Origin of the sequence: Staphylococcus sp. HMSC65H10 (genome assembly GCF_001839185.1) — a bacterium.
GTDB lineage: Bacteria > Bacillota > Bacilli > Staphylococcales > Staphylococcaceae > Staphylococcus > Staphylococcus simulans.
Map to the genome: position 1 here is coordinate 44858 of NZ_KV840416.1, position 17007 is coordinate 61864.

At 37.6% G+C, this 17007-nt stretch carries 20 protein-coding genes; all 20 read left to right on the forward strand.

The genetic code is table 11. From position 1 onward, the window contains the following. Window positions 1-93 precede the first annotated feature (93 nt). On the forward strand, window positions 94-1410 hold the full coding sequence (rho, locus tag HMPREF3270_RS11320; RefSeq protein WP_002481801.1) for a transcription termination factor Rho: 1317 nt from the start codon (window positions 94-96) through the stop codon (window positions 1408-1410). A gap of 132 nt (window positions 1411-1542) precedes the next feature. Then, complete coding sequence (locus tag HMPREF3270_RS11325; RefSeq protein WP_002481800.1) at window positions 1543-1803, forward strand: type B 50S ribosomal protein L31; 261 nt, start codon at window positions 1543-1545, stop codon at window positions 1801-1803. 151 nt (window positions 1804-1954) lie between these two features. Further along, window positions 1955-2554 carry a thymidine kinase gene (locus HMPREF3270_RS11330; RefSeq protein WP_002481799.1) on the forward strand — a complete coding sequence of 200 codons (600 nt, stop codon included), beginning with the start codon at window positions 1955-1957 and terminating at the stop codon, window positions 2552-2554. Between the two features lie 2 nt (window positions 2555-2556). Beyond that, on the forward strand, window positions 2557-3633 hold the full coding sequence (gene prfA / locus HMPREF3270_RS11335) for a peptide chain release factor 1 (protein ID WP_023016117.1): 1077 nt from the start codon (window positions 2557-2559) through the stop codon (window positions 3631-3633). Next, window positions 3623-4462 carry a peptide chain release factor N(5)-glutamine methyltransferase gene (gene prmC / locus HMPREF3270_RS11340; protein WP_070848197.1) on the forward strand — a complete coding sequence of 280 codons (840 nt, stop codon included), beginning with the start codon at window positions 3623-3625 and terminating at the stop codon, window positions 4460-4462. The genes prfA and prmC overlap by 11 nt, the downstream gene beginning before the upstream one ends. Before the next feature lie 107 nt (window positions 4463-4569). Next, window positions 4570-5613 (forward strand): L-threonylcarbamoyladenylate synthase, encoded by a 1044-nt coding sequence (locus HMPREF3270_RS11345; protein WP_070848196.1) that lies wholly within the window; start codon window positions 4570-4572, stop codon window positions 5611-5613. Then, window positions 5610-6044 carry a low molecular weight protein arginine phosphatase gene (locus HMPREF3270_RS11350; RefSeq protein WP_070848195.1) on the forward strand — a complete coding sequence of 145 codons (435 nt, stop codon included), beginning with the start codon at window positions 5610-5612 and terminating at the stop codon, window positions 6042-6044. The genes HMPREF3270_RS11345 and HMPREF3270_RS11350 overlap by 4 nt, the downstream gene beginning before the upstream one ends. A 114-nt stretch (window positions 6045-6158) precedes the next feature. Beyond that, window positions 6159-6686: a TIGR01440 family protein gene (locus HMPREF3270_RS11355; RefSeq protein ID WP_023016114.1), complete on the forward strand. Its 528-nt coding sequence runs from the start codon at window positions 6159-6161 to the stop codon at window positions 6684-6686. 25 nt (window positions 6687-6711) lie between these two features. Next, window positions 6712-7950, forward strand: a complete 1239-nt coding sequence (glyA, locus tag HMPREF3270_RS11360) for a serine hydroxymethyltransferase (protein ID WP_070867261.1) — start codon at window positions 6712-6714, stop codon at window positions 7948-7950. Window positions 7951-7973: 23 nt separating this feature from the next. After that, window positions 7974-8603: a uracil phosphoribosyltransferase gene (gene upp / locus HMPREF3270_RS11365; RefSeq protein ID WP_060804043.1), complete on the forward strand. Its 630-nt coding sequence runs from the start codon at window positions 7974-7976 to the stop codon at window positions 8601-8603. Window positions 8604-8767: 164 nt separating this feature from the next. Then, on the forward strand, window positions 8768-9919 hold the full coding sequence (gene wecB / locus HMPREF3270_RS11370; protein WP_070848194.1) for a non-hydrolyzing UDP-N-acetylglucosamine 2-epimerase: 1152 nt from the start codon (window positions 8768-8770) through the stop codon (window positions 9917-9919). Between the two features lie 160 nt (window positions 9920-10079). Then, window positions 10080-10430 (forward strand): ATP synthase subunit I, encoded by a 351-nt coding sequence (locus tag HMPREF3270_RS11375; protein ID WP_002481790.1) that lies wholly within the window; start codon window positions 10080-10082, stop codon window positions 10428-10430. Between the two features lie 33 nt (window positions 10431-10463). Further along, on the forward strand, window positions 10464-11189 hold the full coding sequence (gene atpB, locus HMPREF3270_RS11380; protein WP_070867262.1) for a F0F1 ATP synthase subunit A: 726 nt from the start codon (window positions 10464-10466) through the stop codon (window positions 11187-11189). Between the two features lie 48 nt (window positions 11190-11237). Further along, window positions 11238-11450, forward strand: a complete 213-nt coding sequence (atpE, locus tag HMPREF3270_RS11385) for a F0F1 ATP synthase subunit C (protein WP_002481788.1) — start codon at window positions 11238-11240, stop codon at window positions 11448-11450. Window positions 11451-11563: 113 nt separating this feature from the next. Continuing rightward, the gene (locus tag HMPREF3270_RS11390) at window positions 11564-12088 is read left to right on the forward strand and encodes a F0F1 ATP synthase subunit B (RefSeq protein WP_070867263.1); all 525 of its coding nucleotides are present in this window, start codon (window positions 11564-11566) and stop codon (window positions 12086-12088) included. Then, entirely contained in the window at window positions 12088-12627 is a 540-nt protein-coding gene (locus HMPREF3270_RS11395; protein ID WP_002481786.1) for a F0F1 ATP synthase subunit delta, read from the forward strand. The genes HMPREF3270_RS11390 and HMPREF3270_RS11395 overlap by 1 nt, the downstream gene beginning before the upstream one ends. Before the next feature lie 22 nt (window positions 12628-12649). Next, window positions 12650-14161, forward strand: coding sequence for a F0F1 ATP synthase subunit alpha (gene atpA, locus HMPREF3270_RS11400; protein ID WP_002481785.1), 1512 nt, complete (start codon window positions 12650-12652; stop codon window positions 14159-14161). A 33-nt stretch (window positions 14162-14194) separates the two neighbouring features. Then, window positions 14195-15058 (forward strand): ATP synthase F1 subunit gamma, encoded by an 864-nt coding sequence (atpG, locus tag HMPREF3270_RS11405; RefSeq protein ID WP_002481784.1) that lies wholly within the window; start codon window positions 14195-14197, stop codon window positions 15056-15058. A 22-nt stretch (window positions 15059-15080) separates the two neighbouring features. After that, window positions 15081-16496 (forward strand): F0F1 ATP synthase subunit beta, encoded by a 1416-nt coding sequence (gene atpD, locus HMPREF3270_RS11410; RefSeq protein WP_002481783.1) that lies wholly within the window; start codon window positions 15081-15083, stop codon window positions 16494-16496. Between the two features lie 19 nt (window positions 16497-16515). Continuing rightward, the gene (locus HMPREF3270_RS11415) at window positions 16516-16920 is read left to right on the forward strand and encodes a F0F1 ATP synthase subunit epsilon (RefSeq protein ID WP_002481782.1); all 405 of its coding nucleotides are present in this window, start codon (window positions 16516-16518) and stop codon (window positions 16918-16920) included. The last annotated feature ends 87 nt before the right edge of the window (window positions 16921-17007 follow it).

Below are 17007 nucleotides of genomic sequence, written 5' to 3' on the forward strand. Positions count from 1 at the left end.
TTGTAATTAAAATGGAAATTTGCTATGGTTATCTTATGAAAAATACTTTATAATAAGTAAATACGTAAAATTAAAACGAAATGAGTGTCAAACATGCCTGAAAGAGAACGTACATCTCCTCAATACGAGTCTTTCCACGAACTTTATAAGAACAACACTACTAAAGCGCTAACTCAAAAAGCAAAATCTCTTAAACTTACAAATTATAGTAAACTTAATAAAAAAGAATTAGTATTAGCTATCATGGAAGCTCAAATGGAAAAAGACGGCAACTATTATATGGAAGGTATCTTAGATGATATTCAACCTGACGGTTACGGTTTTTTAAGAACAGTCAACTATTCCAAGGGCGAAAAAGATATTTATATTTCTGCAAGCCAAATCCGCCGTTTTGAAATCAAACGAGGGGATAAGGTTACAGGTAAAGTCAGAAAGCCGAAAGATAATGAGAAATATTATGGTTTACTGCAAGTTGACTTCGTTAATGATCACAATGCAGAAGAAGTTAAAAAACGTCCTCACTTCCAAGCACTTACACCACTATATCCAGATGAACGTATTCGATTAGAAACAAAATCAACTAACTATTCCACACGTATTATGGACTTGGTTTCACCGATTGGTTTAGGCCAACGTGGTTTAATTGTCGCACCGCCTAAAGCAGGTAAAACAACATTGCTTAAAGAAATTGCGAACGCCATTTCAGCAAACAAACCAGAAGCTAAATTGTTCATTTTATTAGTTGGAGAACGACCAGAAGAGGTAACAGATATTGAACGTTCAAGTGATGATGCAGAAGTAGTGCATTCAACATTTGATGAGCCGCCAGAACATCATGTTAAAGTTGCTGAATTATTACTAGAACGTGCGAAACGTTTAGTTGAAATCGGAGAAGACGTCATTATTTTAATGGACTCTATTACACGATTAGCACGTGCATACAACTTAGTTATTCCACCAAGCGGACGTACTTTATCAGGTGGTTTAGATCCGGCTTCATTACACAAACCTAAACATTTCTTTGGTGCGGCAAGAAATATTGAAGCAGGCGGCAGCTTAACGATTTTAGCCACTGCATTAATTGATACAGGTTCTAGAATGGACGATTTAATTTATGAAGAATTCAAAGGAACAGGTAACATGGAGCTTCATTTAGATCGTAAATTAGCTGAAAGACGTGTCTTCCCAGCTATTGATATTGGTCGAAGCTCAACACGTAAAGAAGAATTGCTGGTAGATAAGAAAGATTTAGAAAGCTTATGGCAATTACGTAATATGTTTACAGATTCTACAGACTTCACAGAACGTTTCATTAGAAAGTTAAAACGTTCGAAAAATAATGAAGAATTCTTCCAACAATTACAAAAAGCAGCTGAAGACAGCAAGCGTACAGGCAAGCCGATTATATAAATATAAATTTGATTTGTCTTCCAGAATGGGTTGCAATTTATTCTGGTAACAATTATAATTACTAAGTATTGGGTAAAAACTCACAAATAACTCTGTTCCAGATGGTTCAGGGCAAAGGAGCTGAAAATAATAATGAGACAAGGAATCCATCCTGAATACCACAAAGTAATTTTCTTAGATACTACTACTAACTATAAATTCTTAAGTGGTTCAACTAAAACATCATCAGAAACAATGGAATGGGAAGATGGTAACGAATATCCAGTTATCCGTTTAGATATTTCATCTGACTCACATCCATTCTACACAGGTCGTCAAAAATTCGCAGCAGCGGATGGCCGTGTTGAACGATTCAACAAAAAATTCGGTCTTAAATCAAACAACAATCAATAATATTGAATGTCATTTACTCTCGCTTTTAAAGCGAGAGTTTTTTTACTTTTTTGTCCGAATTCATTTGGATTTTCTTGCAGTTATTTCTCTATCAAAATTAAAAATATGATATAATGAGATGATTTTGTTTTGAAAAGGAAGGAAAAGCATAATGTATGAAACTTATCATTCCGGCTGGATTGAATGTATTACCGGCAGCATGTTCAGCGGTAAATCTGAAGAATTAATCCGCAGATTAAAACGCGGCATGTATGCAAAACAGAAAGTCGTTGTATTTAAACCTGCAATAGATAATCGTTACCATAAAGAAAAAGTGGTATCGCATAATGGTAATGCGATAGAAGCCATTACAATTAAAGCAGCTGAAGAAATCTTTGAACAGGATTTAACAGGGGTAGATGTCATCGGTATTGATGAAGTACAATTCTTTGAACATTCAGTAGTAGATATCGCACAAGAGTTGGCTGAACAAGGTCATCGTGTGATTGTTGCTGGATTAGATATGGATTTCAGAGGTGAACCTTTTGAACCGATGCCTCAACTAATGGCGGTCAGTGAACTTGTCACAAAGTTACAAGCCGTTTGTGCAGTCTGTGGTGCACCTGCCAGCAGAACGCAACGTTTGATTAATGGCAGACCTGCCAAAGCAGATGATCCGATTATTATGGTTGGTGCAGATGAAAGTTATGAACCAAGATGTCGTGCACATCATATTGTCGCACCAAGTGAGACTGAGAAGGAGGAATTATAATCATGTTTGATCAATTAGACATTGTTGAAGAACGTTATGAACAGTTGAACGAATTACTGAGTGATCCAGATGTGGTCAGTGATTCTGATAAACTGCGTGAATACTCAAAAGAACAATCTGATTTACAAAAAACAGTAGATGTTTATCGTGAGTATAAACAAAACAAAGAAGATATTGAAGAAATGAATGAAATGCTGAATGAAACAACAGACAAAGAAGAAGTCGACATGTTGAAATCAGATATCAGCGAATTAAAAAATACATTACCTGATTTAGAAGAACAATTAAAACTATTATTGATTCCTAAAGACCCAAATGATGACAAGAACGTTGTCGTTGAAATCCGTGCCGCAGCAGGTGGAGATGAAGCAGCCATCTTTGCGGGTGATTTATACCGTATGTATTCACGTTACAGTGAAGCACTAGGATATAAAACTGAAGTCATTGAAATGAATGACAGTGACCATGGCGGTTTCAAAGAAATCAGCTTTATTATCAATGGTCAAGGTGCTTATTCTAAATTGAAATACGAAAATGGCGCACACCGTGTACAACGTGTACCTGAAACTGAATCAGGCGGTCGTATCCATACATCAACTGCTACTGTAGCGGTACTGCCTGAAGCGGAAGATGTAGAAATTGAAATTAGAAATGAAGACTTGAAAATTGAAACATATCGTTCAAGTGGTTCAGGTGGTCAGCACGTCAATACGACTGACTCAGCAGTACGTATTACGCATTTACCAACAGGTATTATTGCGACATCATCTGAAAAATCACAAATTCAAAACCGTGAAAAAGCATTGAAAGTGTTGAAAGCACGTGTGTATGATATGAAATTACAAGAAGAACAAGAAAAATACGCATCTGAAAGAAAATCAGCAGTGGGTACTGGGGACCGTTCAGAACGTATTCGTACGTATAACTATCCACAAAATCGTGTCACTGATCACCGTATCGGTTTAACAATTCAAAAGTTAGATCAAATCATCGAAGGTAAATTAGATGAAATTATCGATGCGTTAACAATGTCAGAACAGACAGAGAAATTGAAAGAATTGAACAACGTTGAATTATAAAGAAGCGGTTCAAGCTGCCTCAAAACAAGCGACTGCTCGTGGTTATGAACCGAAACGCGCAGAATGGCTGTTGCTAGATTTATTAGATTGGTCGTTGACGGACTATGTACTGCATATGCAGGATACCATGCCAGAAGAACATGAACGGTTATATCAACAAGCGGTCGAACGTATGTTGACAGGGGAACCGATTCAATATATCACTGGCTTTCAAAGTTTCTTAGGAGAAAAGTTTCAAGTAGATGAACGTTGCTTAATACCAAGACCTGAAACAGAAGAAGTGCTCATGTACTTTTTAGAACGTTTGCCTAAGCAAAGTGTGGTGGCAGATATTGGGACGGGAAGCGGTATTTTAGCTGTCTCCTTAAAACGTTTAGAACCAAGTTTGACAGTGTATGCGTCAGATTTATATGAAGGACCGTTAACTATTGCTGAAGCTAATGCGAAGCTGCATCAAACAGAAATTACTTTTATACAAGGCAGTGACTTGGAACCTTACATTAAACAAGGTATTCGTTTAGATGGTTTGATTTCTAATCCGCCGTATATTGATGAAAGTGAATCTGTCGATATGGCCGAAACAGTTTTGAATTATGAACCACATCAAGCTTTATTCGCAGATGAACAAGGTTTAGCGATTTATCGTGCGATCATTGAAAAATTGCCGTATGTTTTAAATGATCAGGCACTTGTCGTCTTTGAAATCGGTTATAATCAAGGCGCAGTATTAAAAACGATGATTGAAACCATGTATCCAAAAGTACAAGTTGAAGTCGTCGCTGATATTAATCAAAATGATCGAATTGTCGCATTTAAATGGTCAGCTTAAACAGAGGATGAGAAGTTATGGGAGAAGAAGGGGAATCGCACATTCCCTGTTCTCGCATAACTTCTTATTTTGTTTTACAATTAAATTGAAAGGACGTGCAGCAGAAAATGATGACAAAAACATGGGATTTACGTAACCAATTACAGACAGAACAAGGTCAACGTGCATTAAATGAAATTAGTGACATCTATCATGCGGGCGGTTTAGTCGCAATTCCGACAGAGACAGTTTATGGATTAGGAGCTAACGCATGTGATGATCAAGCCGTACGTCGTATCTATGAAGCGAAAGGACGTCCATCTGATAATCCTTTAATCATTCATATTCATGATAAAAGCCAATTGAATGATTTTGTGGCTTCTTATTCAAAAGAAGTGGAACAATTAATGGATGCGTTTTGGCCAGGGCCGATTTCTTTTATCTTACCGTTGAAACCAGGTTACTTATGTGAACGTGTCTCAGGAGGTCTTGACTCTATCGCAGTGAGAATGCCGAGTCATCCTATTGGTCGTGCCATTTTGAAATATACAAATCTGCCGATTGCTGCACCGAGTGCTAATATTAGCGGCAGACCTTCACCTACAACTTTCTCACATGTCTTTAATGATATGGACGGACGGGTAGAAGGAATAGTAAATGGTGATCAAAGTGAAGAAGGTTTAGAAAGTACAGTACTTGACTGCACACAATATCCTTATAGAATTGCAAGACCAGGTGCGATAACAGGAGAAATGATTGACTCTGTATTGCCAGGTTCTGTAGACCACGATGCACAATTAAATACAGAAAAACCAATCGCACCAGGTATGAAGTATAAACATTATTCACCACAAACACCTGTAGCGATGCTGACAAGTTTAACACAAGCTATTTCAGAGGATAAAGATTGGTCGCATACATTGTTTGCGGTACCTGCGACATTGCAGGCTTACTTGCCGAAAGATGCTATTTATCGCGAACTTGCAAAAGATGTCACTGATTTAAAATCCGCAAATCATATGCTATATCAAATTCTGCACGAGCTTGATACGGATGAATTCATTGAACAAGGTTATATTTATCGTTTTGAACCTACAGATGAAAGTACAGCTTTCTTAAATCGTTTAGAAAAAGCAACAGGTAATCAACAAATAGGAGCGGATCAACTGTGAAAATAATCTTTGTTTGTACAGGAAATACATGTCGCAGTCCAATGGCTGAAAGTATTGCGAAATCATTAATGCCTGAACATACCTTTTATTCAAGAGGTTTATTTGCGATGAATGGTCAAACTTCAGCTGCACATACACAATCCATTTTAGAAGAAAAAAATTTAGATTCGCCGACAAAGGCTTGTCAGTTGTCTGAAAGTGATTTAGATGCAGACTTGATTTTGACAATGACTGAAGGACATAAGCAACAACTTGAAATGATGTATGCGCAACCATTACCGGTATATACGCTTTATGAGTTTGCAGGCCAAAAAGGTGAAGTTTCAGATCCCTATGGCGGAGACCTCAATCAGTACCAACAAATTTATAATGAACTGAATTACTTATTGAACGAAGTGAAGTTAAGATTGGAAAAAGATGTTAATAATTAGTATGAGTTGAGCTTTAAATGCGTTATAATAGCAACTATATAGCATCGTTTGCTTTACATAAGCGAGAACTTTTCTGTTTTCGCTTTAGATGAGTTTACAAAGGGGTGGAATTAAATGGAAAATTTGAAGTTATTGCTTAATGAGTTAAAAGAACAAGATTTCTTCAAACCCGGAGAAATTTGTGTTATTGGTTGTTCAACATCTGAGGTTATCGGTGAGCGAATCGGCTCAGTCGGTTCAATGGAAGTAGCACAAGAAATCTTTGATGCTTTGATGGAAATCCGTAAAGAGACAGGTGTCACTTTTGCATTCCAAGGTTGCGAGCATATCAATAGGGCAATTACTATCGAAAGGGAACATTTCAATCCACTTACAATGGAAGAAGTTACAGTTGTGCCCGCAACGCATGCTGGCGGCAGTATGTCGACATATGCTTATCGTCACTTAGACAATCCGATGGTTGTTGAACATATCACTGCTGATTGCGGTATTGATATTGGTCAAACAATGATCGGTATGCATATCAAACATGTTGCAGTACCTGTACGTACTTCAGTGAAGCGTGTCGGGGATGCGGTCGTGACACTTGCGACTTCTAGACCTAAGCTAATCGGCGGCGAACGTGCTCACTATACTTTATAACTAAATGAATTGGGGGAATGATGTCATGTCATTTATCGAAAAGGAAGACAAAGCAGTATTTGAAGCTATTCAAAACGAATACAATCGTCAGAATAACAACATTGAATTAATCGCATCAGAAAACTTTGTGTCAGAAGCAGTAATGGAAGCACAAGGTTCAGTATTGACTAACAAGTATGCTGAAGGTTACCCAGGACGCCGTTATTATGGCGGCTGCCAATTTGTAGATGTAACAGAAACATTAGCGATTGAACGTGCGAAAGAGTTATTTGGTGCAGAACACGTTAACGTACAACCACATTCAGGTTCACAAGCAAATATGGCAGTTTATTTAGTTGCATTGGATTACGGTGACACTGTATTAGGTATGAACTTAAGCCATGGCGGTCACTTGACACATGGTGCTAAAGTCAACTTCAGCGGACAATTTTATAACTTTGTCGAATACGGTGTAGATAAAGAAACAGAACGCATCGATTACGAAGAGGTACGTCGTCTTGCGAAAGAAAACAAACCTAAATTAATCGTTGCGGGAGCATCAGCTTACCCAAGAGAAATCGACTTCAAGAAATTCAAAGAAATTGCTGATGAAGTCGGTGCTAAATTAATGGTAGACATGGCACATATCGCTGGTTTAGTAGCTGCAGGTTTACATCAAAACCCAGTAGACTATGCTGATTTTGTGACAACTACAACGCATAAAACTTTAAGAGGCCCTCGTGGCGGTATGATTCTTACTAAAAAAGAATATGCGAAACAAATTGATAAAACAATTTTCCCAGGTATTCAAGGTGGACCATTAGAACATGTTATTGCGGCAAAAGCAGTAGCATTCGGTGAAGCATTGCAACCTGAGTTCAAAGTTTATCAAGAACAAGTCATCAAAAATGCGAAAGCATTAGCTGATACGTTAATCAATGAAGGCTTCAGAGTTGTTTCTGGTGGTACAGAAAACCACTTAGTAGCGGTTGATGTTAAAGGTTCATTTGGTATTACAGGTAAAGAAGCGGAAGAAGCATTAGATGAAGTGGGCATTACTTGTAACAAAAACACAATTCCATTTGACCAAGAAAAACCATTCGTAACAAGCGGTTTACGTTTAGGTACACCAGCTGCAACAACACGTGGATTCGATGAAAAAGACTTTGAAGAAATAGGTAAAATCATCAGCCTAGTTGTTCAAAATCCTAAAGATGAAGCGAAGTTAAAAGAAGCTTCTGAACGCGTACAAGCTTTGACTTCAAAACATCCACTATATAAATAAGAGAACTAGGAGGCTATTCCTTTATGGGAAAAGTACATGTATTTGATCATCCGTTAATTCAACATAAATTAAGTTACATCCGTGACGTCCACACTGGAACAAAAGAGTTCAGAGAGTTAGTAGACGAAGTCGGTATGTTAATGGCATATGAAGTGACAAGAGATTTGGAACTTCAAGATGTTGAAATCGAAACACCCGTGACTAAAACGGTAGCGAAAAGATTATCTGGTAAAAAACTAGCGTTTGTACCGATTCTTAGAGCTGGTTTAGGTATGACACAAGGTGTCTTAAGCTTAATCCCTGCAGCGCGTGTCGGTCATGTCGGTTTATATCGTGACCCAAAAACATTGGAAGCAGTCGAATACTTTGTTAAATTGCCTCAAGATATTGAGGAAAGACAAATTATTGTTGTAGATCCAATGTTAGCAACAGGTGCTTCAGCAATTGAAGCTATCAACTCATTGAAAAATCGTGGTGCGAAACATATTCGTTTCATGTGCTTGATTGCTGCGCCTGAAGGTGTGGAATTACTTCAAGAAGCGCACCCGGATGTTGATATTTATATTGCAGCACTTGATGAAAAATTGAATGATAAAGCATATATCATCCCAGGTTTAGGTGATGCTGGAGACCGTTTATTCGGTACAAAATAAGAAGTGTTCAGCAGTCACACATATTAACCTATGTGCATGCTTTAAATGGAAATAAGAGATAAATAGATATAAGAGTATGCAAATTGTTTAGCGTAGATGAACAGAAAGTTCAATCTGTGATGCCATAACATTGCATACTCTTTCTCTGTATAGGAGGCATTGACTTGAAGAAAATAATGACAATCTTCGGCACGCGACCTGAAGCAATCAAAATGGCGCCATTAGTCAATCAATTAAAACATGAAGAAGCGCTAGAACCTGTGGTTGTCGTTACGGCTCAACATAGAGAAATGCTTGATGCTGTACTAGAAACGTTTGATATTCAACCAGATTATGATTTAGATATTATGAAGGCAGGGCAAACGTTATCAGATATTACTTCTAGAGTTTTAAAAGGATTGGAAGCTATTATTCAACAAGAGAAACCAGATATGATATTAGTCCACGGTGATACGATGACTGCATTTGCCAGCGGTTTAGCAGCATTTTACAATCAAGTCGCTATAGGTCATGTAGAAGCTGGATTAAGAACTTGGAATAAGTATTCGCCTTATCCTGAAGAGATGAATCGCCAAATGATCAGCTGTTTATCAGATATTCATTTTGCGCCGACAAAACAAGCGAAGGCGAATCTATTAAAAGAGAATATACCTAGCGCTAAAGTTGTAATTACAGGCAACACTGCCATTGATGCTATGAATACTACAATTCAAAAGGATTATCATTCAGAAGTGATGAAACGTCATAAAGACAAGCGCGTTATTTTATTGACAGCGCATCGTAGAGAAAATTTAGGTGAACCCATGGCACATATTTTCAGTGCAGCACGAAGATTAGTGGAAGCTCATGAAGATGTGGTGTTGGTTTATCCTATGCATAAGAATCCTAAAGTACGTGAAATTGCACAACAGTATCTCAGTGATCATGATCGTATAGAATTGATAGAACCTTTAGATGTCGTAGATTTTCATAACTTTGCCCATCAGTCTTATTTGATACTGACAGATTCAGGCGGTATTCAAGAAGAAGCACCATCTTTAGGCAAACCAGTTTTAGTATTAAGAGATACAACAGAACGACCTGAAGGTGTAGAAGCGGGTACCTTGAAATTGACTGGTACGGATGAAGAAGATGTGTATCGAGAAGCTGAATTATTATTAACGGATCAAGCACTTTATCAGCAAATGAGTGAAACTGCCAATCCTTATGGTGATGGTAAAGCTTCGAAACGCATTTGTGACAATATTAAGTATTATTTTAATCTGACAAGCGAAAAACCTGTAGATTTTAATGAAAATAAAGACAATTATGAATGATTTGTTAAAAATGTGTCTAATTTGTGACAAAAATCACTCATAAGAATTGCATGTTTTGAATGTAATTGACACGCGTTCCATTGCTATATTATGATTAAAAATGTATGGATGAAATGGTTTACAAATGATTCGTATCTCCATGTGAAATGAGGCACAATAAATGAAACAGTTCAACTTAATTTTTAAGCAATATCTTCAATATTACATTTATTGGTTGTTAGCCTTGGTTGTAATAGCAATTTTTATACCAAAGCCTTTCATTATTGGTCTTATCATCGGTTCATTTGGTTCCTTGATCAATACATACATCTTTGAATTATATTTATCTCAGGCGCAGAAACAAGAAACGTCTCAGATATCTACAGGTGGGATATGGCGCTTTTTAGTGGCACTTGCTGCTTGTATTATCTGGGTTTATTTCAAAAACCAAGTGAATATTATTGGTGTAATGATTGGTTTAATGATTTCATACTTATTAATCATTTTTCGACCATTTCTTCACAAAATGTAATACAAATCAACGAATGAAAGAGGTGAGTATTATATGCAACATAAAAGCCCTGTAGTTACATGGGAGCTATTTGGTTTAGATATCAAATTCAACTTGGCTAGTATTTTAATGGTAATTATTACAGCAATTATTGTTTTAGCAATAGCCATAGCTTGTACACGTAACTTACAGAAACGACCGACTGGCAAACAGAACTTCATCGAATGGGTCTTTGACTTTGTTAGAGGCATCATCGAGAGTAACCTTGCATGGAAACATGGCGGTCAATTCCACTTCTTGGCAGTAACATTAATTATGTTTATCTTTATCGGTAACATGTTAGGACTGCCATTTGCGATAGTCATCGACCATACGCTATGGTGGAAATCTCCGACAGCTGATGCCACAGTTACTCTGACGTTGGCAATGCTAATGATTCTGTTGACACATTACTACGGTATCAAGTTGCGCGGAGCGAAAGGTTACTTTAAAAATTATGCTCAGCCTTTCTTAGCGTTAACACCTGTCAATATATTTGAAGAATTTACAAATACATTGACGCTCGGTCTACGTTTATACGGTAATATTTACGCTGGTGAAATTTTAATCGGCTTATTATCTACTTTAATCATAGGCCATGCAGCTTGGGGTTGGATTATCGGTATTCCAGGCTTAATTGCTTGGCAAGCATTCTCGATTTTCATCGGTACGATCCAAGCGTATATCTTTATCATGTTATCCATGGTATACATGTCCCACAAAGTTGCGGACGACCACTAGTTTTTCCACATTAAAATTTTATAAAAATATTTAGGAGGATTTTTTAATATGAATTTAATCGCAGCGGCAATCGCAATTGGTTTATCAGCACTTGGTGCAGGTATTGGTAACGGTCTTATTGTATCTAGAACAGTTGAAGGTGTAGCACGTCAACCAGAAGCACGTGGACAATTAATGTCAATCATGTTCATCGGTATCGGTTTAGTTGAGGCATTACCTATCCTTGGCCTTGTTATCACATTCATCGTCTTATTCATGTAATTTATACATCGATACTAACGGCGAAGTCTCACATCGACTCTCGCCATTTCTTTCGTAAACAACTATCGTAAGAGCCAATAGAGGACTTTGAATGAAAGGAGTGTCCAAGTACTGTGACTGCGACTACAAACACATTAGTTTTAGGTGCTGCAGGCGGCGGTGTTGAATGGGGTTCAGCATTAGTAACATTAATTACTTTCTTAATCCTTTTAGCATTGCTTAAAAAGTTCGCATGGAGTCCATTGAAACAATTCATGGATAAACGTGAACGCGATATCAACAAAGATATCGATGATGCAGAACAAGCTAAAATTAATGCTCAAAAATTAGAAGAACGAAATAGACAAACACTAAGAGAAACTCAAGAAGAGGTTCAAAAAATCTTAGAAGAAGCAAAAGTTCAAGCGCGTGACCAACATGAACAAATCATTCATGAAGCTAACGTCCGTGCAAACGGCATGATTGAAACTGCACAAAGTGAAATCAACAGCCAAAAAGAACGTGCAATCTCTGAAATCAACGATGAAGTTTCTAAACTATCAGTTCTGATTGCATCTAAAATTTTACAAAAAGATATCTCAGAACAAGATCAAAAAGACTTGATCGACAAGTACATTAAAGAGGTAGGGGATAAATAATGGCAGATGTTGCTAAAAAATATGCCCAAGCACTGTATGAAACGTCACTCGATAAAGATGTTTTAGATTTAATGTACGATGAATTTGCTGTTATTGATGAAGCAGTAATTCCTTATAAAGAGAAATTAAAATCTTTCGATGAAGATCCAAAGAATATTGCACAAAACCGCAAAGCTTTTGTTGATGCAACATTCCAAGATATCAATGAATACTTAAAAAACATGTTATATGTCTTAGCTGAAAATCGTAATCTTGCGATTATCTCTGAAGTATTCAGAGCATTCCAAGGTTTATACAATCAACACTATAATCAAGACTTTGCAACGGTTGAGTCTGTATATGAGCTTTCTCCAGAAGAACTGGACAAAGTAGGGGAGTCTTTAATTCAACGTACAGGACTTGAAAGAGTCATTCTTACAAATGAAATCAATCCAGCACTCATCGGCGGTTTGAGAACAACTGTAGGAACTAAAGTATATGACGGCAGTATTCAAAATGATCTTATTAACTTAGAGAGAAGATTTACTAGAACGAAATAATAATTATAGAGGAGTGACATAGATGGCCATAAAAGCTGAAGAGATTAGTGCATTACTTCGCTCACAAATTGAAAATTATGAGTCAGAGATGTCTGTTACTGATGTTGGTACAGTAATTCAGATTGGTGACGGTATTGCATTAGTTCACGGATTAAACGACGTTATGGCTGGTGAGTTAGTAGAATTCCATAATGGTGTGCTAGGACTAGCTCAAAACTTAGAAGAATCTAACGTCGGTATTGTAATTTTAGGACCATACACTGACATTAAAGAAGGCGACGAAGTTAAACGTACAGGACGTATCATGGAGGTGCCTGTAGGTGAAGAATTAATCGGTCGTGTCGTGAATCCATTAGGTCAACCACTTGATGGACAAGGTCCAATTGAAACAAATAAAACACGCCCAGTTGAAGAAAAAGCAACAGGCGTTATGGCAAGAAAATCAGTTGACGAACCATTACAAACAGGTATCAAAGCGATTGACGCATTAGTACCAATCGGTCGTGGTCAACGTGAATTAATCATCGGTGACCGTCAAACTGGTAAAACAACAATTGCAATCGATACAATCTTGAACCAAGCGGATCAAGACATGATTTGTATCTATGTAGCAATTGGTCAAAAAGAATCAACAGTACGTGCGACTGTAGAAAAATTAAGACAGCATGGTGCTTTAGATTACACAATCGTTGTAACTGCATCAGCAGCTGACCCAGCTCCATTATTATACATTGCGCCATATGCAGGTGTAGCAATGGGTGAAGAATTCATGTTCGACGGTAAACAAGTGTTAATCGTTTATGATGATTTAACTAAACAAGCAGCAGCTTACCGTGAACTTTCATTATTACTTCGCAGACCACCAGGTCGTGAAGCATACCCAGGTGACGTTTTCTATCTACATAGTAGATTATTAGAACGTGCAGCTAAATTGAACGATGAATTAGGTGGCGGTTCAATTACTGCATTACCTATCATTGAAACACAAGCCGGAGATATCTCTGCTTATGTTCCAACAAACGTAATCTCAATCACTGATGGACAAATCTTCTTAGAATCAGACTTGTTCTTCTCAGGGGTACGTCCAGCGATTAACGCCGGATTCTCAGTATCTCGTGTAGGTGGTTCAGCGCAAATTAAAGCAATGAAAAAAGTTGCGGGTACTTTACGTTTAGACTTAGCTTCATACCGTGAGTTAGAATCATTCGCGCAATTCGGTTCAGACTTAGATGAATTCACAGCAAGAAAATTAGAACGTGGTAAACGTACAGTTGAAGTTCTTAAACAAGGACAAGGCGAACCATTACCAGTTCAAAACGAAGTATTAATCATCTACGCATTAGTTAATGGCTTCTTAGATGATATCCCAGTTCAAGACGTTCAACGTTTTGAAGCAGAAATCATCAGCTGGACTAAAAACAATGCGCCAGAAATCTTAGATGAAATCAAAACAAAAGGTACTTTACCTGACAAAGAAAAAATGAACAGCGCAATTGAAAACTTCAAACGCAGTTTCAGTATTTCTGAAGAGTAAGATGAAGCGAAGTATAAATAAGGTGGTGAAATAATGGGATCTCTAAAGGATATTGATTCAAGAATCAAGTCGACGAAAAAAATGAATCAAATTACCAAAGCGATGAACATGGTAGCGAGTTCTAAGCTCAACAGAGCGCAACGTAACACGAACCAGTTCAAACCTTATATGGAAAAAATGCAAAATGCGATTACAGCAGTTGCAGGCCAAACGACTTCTAATCATCCGATGCTGAAGAAACGTCCGGTTAAAAAACGTGGTTACTTAGTTATTTCAAGTGATCGTGGATTAGCTGGTGCATATAACGCAAATATCTTGAAGAAAGTGGTACAAGATATCGAAGCGCGTGGTGAAAGTCAGAGCGATTATAAATTACTCGTTCTTGGTAAAGTAGGTATTGATTTCTTCAAAAACAGAGACTATGAAGTAGACTTTGCATTGCCGGATGTTCCAGATCAACCGTCATACAAAGATATTTCTTCTGTAACGAAGAAAGCAATCGATTTATATAGCAACGGTGATATTGATGAGTTGGAAATTTACTACAACAAATTCGTCAACGTTCTTGAAAATACGCCAACTGCAAGAAGAGTATTACCATTAGCAGAAGAAGATACAAGTTCAGGACATGGACAAATGTCTTCATATGAATTCGAACCAGATAAAGAATCAATTTTAAATATTATTTTGCCGCAATATGTAGAAAGCTTAATTTACGGCTCAATTCTGAATGCGAAAGCCAGCGAGCACGCATCTAGAATGACTGCCATGAAGAATGCTTCTGATAATGCGAGCGACCTTATTGACGATTTATCATTAGAATATAACCGAGCACGTCAAGCAGCAATCACACAACAAATTACTGAGATTGTCGGTGGCGCAACAGCTCTTGAATAGTATATTAAAGGAGGAAAAAAGAATGGGTGTAGGCCGCGTAACACAAATCATGGGTCCAGTTATTGACGTAAGATTCAATCATGATGAACTGCCTAAGATTAATAACGCATTAGTGCTAGATGTACCTAAGAAAGATGGCACGACTGAATCTCTTACATTAGAAGTAGCACTTGAATTAGGCGACGACGTAGTTAGAACTATCGCCATGGACTCTACAGACGGAATTAAACGTGGTGACGACGTTAAAGACACTGGTCGTCCAATCAGTGTACCTGTCGGTGAAGATACGTTAGGAAGAGTATTTAACGTTTTAGGTGATCCAATCGATAATGATGGACCGATTTCTGAATCAGTTCCACGTGAACCAATTCATAGACAACCACCTAAATTTGATGAATTATCAACAAAAGTTGAACTACTTGAAACTGGTATCAAAGTAGTAGACTTATTAGCACCATATATCAAAGGTGGTAAAGTTGGTTTATTCGGTGGTGCCGGAGTAGGTAAAACTGTATTAATCCAAGAATTAATTAATAACATCGCTCAAGAACACGGCGGTATTTCAGTATTCGCAGGTGTTGGTGAACGTACACGTGAAGGTAACGACTTGTACTTCGAAATGAGCGACAGTGGTGTTATCAAGAAAACAGCGATGGTATTCGGACAAATGAACGAACCACCTGGTGCACGTATGCGTGTAGCTTTATCAGGTTTAACAATGGCTGAATACTTCCGTGATGTTAAAGGACAAGACGTTCTTTTATTCATCGATAACATTTTCCGCTTCACACAAGCAGGTTCTGAGGTATCAGCATTGCTTGGCCGTATGCCATCAGCCGTTGGTTACCAACCAACATTGGCAACAGAAATGGGTCAATTACAAGAACGTATCACTTCTACAATGAAAGGTTCTATCACATCTATCCAAGCGGTATTCGTACCTGCCGATGACTATACTGACCCAGCGCCAGCAACAGCTTTCGCTCACTTAGACTCAACAACTAACTTAGAGCGTAAATTAACAGAAATGGGTATCTACCCAGCCGTTGACCCATTAGCGTCAACTTCACGTGCGCTTGAACCAAGCATCGTTGGTCAAGAACACTATGATGTTGCTCGTCGTGTACAATCAACATTACAAAAATACAGAGAATTACAAGATATCATCGCAATCTTAGGTATGGATGAATTATCTGATGAAGATAAGAGCACAGTTGAACGCGCAAGACGTATTCAATTCTTCTTATCTCAAAACTTCCACGTTGCAGAACAATTCACTGGTCAAAAAGGTTCATACGTACCTGTTAAGCGTACAGTTGAAGACTTCAAAGACATTCTTGAAGGTAAATACGACCACATCCCTGAAGATGCATTCCGTTTAGTCGGCAGCATGGACGATGTATTAGAAAAAGCTAAAGACATGGGTGTTGAAGTATAATATTAGGAGGTAAAGTTTAATGAACACAATGAACGTTAATATTGTTACTCCTAATGGTTCTGTTTATAACCAAGATGATGTTGAAATTGCGATTCTGCAGACAGTTGGAGGCGACATTGGTGTAATGGCCGGCCATTTACCAACTGTTACAGCAATTAAAACAGGTTATGTTAAAGTAAATTATACAGATGGGATTGATTTCATTGCGGTCAGTGATGGTTTCGTTGAAATCAGACATGAAAGCACATCAATTATTGTACAGACAGCAGAAAAAGCTGAAGATATTGATATCAGACGTGCTAAATCGGCTAAAGAAAGAGCAGAATCACATTTGAATAACAATGACGAAGATACTGACATTAACAGAGCAGAACGAGCTTTAGAACGTGCGGAAAACCGCATTAAAGTTTCGGAAATGAAATAATAACAACCATAAAGTATAGGATATATCTCACTTTGAGGTATATCCTATTTTTTAGGCTCTATACTATTTAGGACTGGTGATAATCAC

Coding starts and splice junctions, on each gene's coding strand:
- rho (WP_002481801.1), top strand. CDS start 94: ATGCCTGAAAGAGAACGTACATCTCCTCAATACGAGTCTTTCCACGAA.
- HMPREF3270_RS11325 (WP_002481800.1), top strand. CDS start 1,543: ATGAGACAAGGAATCCATCCTGAATACCACAAAGTAATTTTCTTAGAT.
- HMPREF3270_RS11330 (WP_002481799.1), top strand. CDS start 1,955: ATGTATGAAACTTATCATTCCGGCTGGATTGAATGTATTACCGGCAGC.
- prfA (WP_023016117.1), top strand. CDS start 2,557: ATGTTTGATCAATTAGACATTGTTGAAGAACGTTATGAACAGTTGAAC.
- HMPREF3270_RS11345 (WP_070848196.1), top strand. CDS start 4,570: ATGATGACAAAAACATGGGATTTACGTAACCAATTACAGACAGAACAA.
- HMPREF3270_RS11355 (WP_023016114.1), top strand. CDS start 6,159: ATGGAAAATTTGAAGTTATTGCTTAATGAGTTAAAAGAACAAGATTTC.
- glyA (WP_070867261.1), top strand. CDS start 6,712: ATGTCATTTATCGAAAAGGAAGACAAAGCAGTATTTGAAGCTATTCAA.
- upp (WP_060804043.1), top strand. CDS start 7,974: ATGGGAAAAGTACATGTATTTGATCATCCGTTAATTCAACATAAATTA.
- HMPREF3270_RS11375 (WP_002481790.1), top strand. CDS start 10,080: ATGAAACAGTTCAACTTAATTTTTAAGCAATATCTTCAATATTACATT.
- atpB (WP_070867262.1), top strand. CDS start 10,464: ATGCAACATAAAAGCCCTGTAGTTACATGGGAGCTATTTGGTTTAGAT.
- atpE (WP_002481788.1), top strand. CDS start 11,238: ATGAATTTAATCGCAGCGGCAATCGCAATTGGTTTATCAGCACTTGGT.
- HMPREF3270_RS11395 (WP_002481786.1), top strand. CDS start 12,088: ATGGCAGATGTTGCTAAAAAATATGCCCAAGCACTGTATGAAACGTCA.
- atpA (WP_002481785.1), top strand. CDS start 12,650: ATGGCCATAAAAGCTGAAGAGATTAGTGCATTACTTCGCTCACAAATT.
- atpG (WP_002481784.1), top strand. CDS start 14,195: ATGGGATCTCTAAAGGATATTGATTCAAGAATCAAGTCGACGAAAAAA.
- atpD (WP_002481783.1), top strand. CDS start 15,081: ATGGGTGTAGGCCGCGTAACACAAATCATGGGTCCAGTTATTGACGTA.
- HMPREF3270_RS11415 (WP_002481782.1), top strand. CDS start 16,516: ATGAACACAATGAACGTTAATATTGTTACTCCTAATGGTTCTGTTTAT.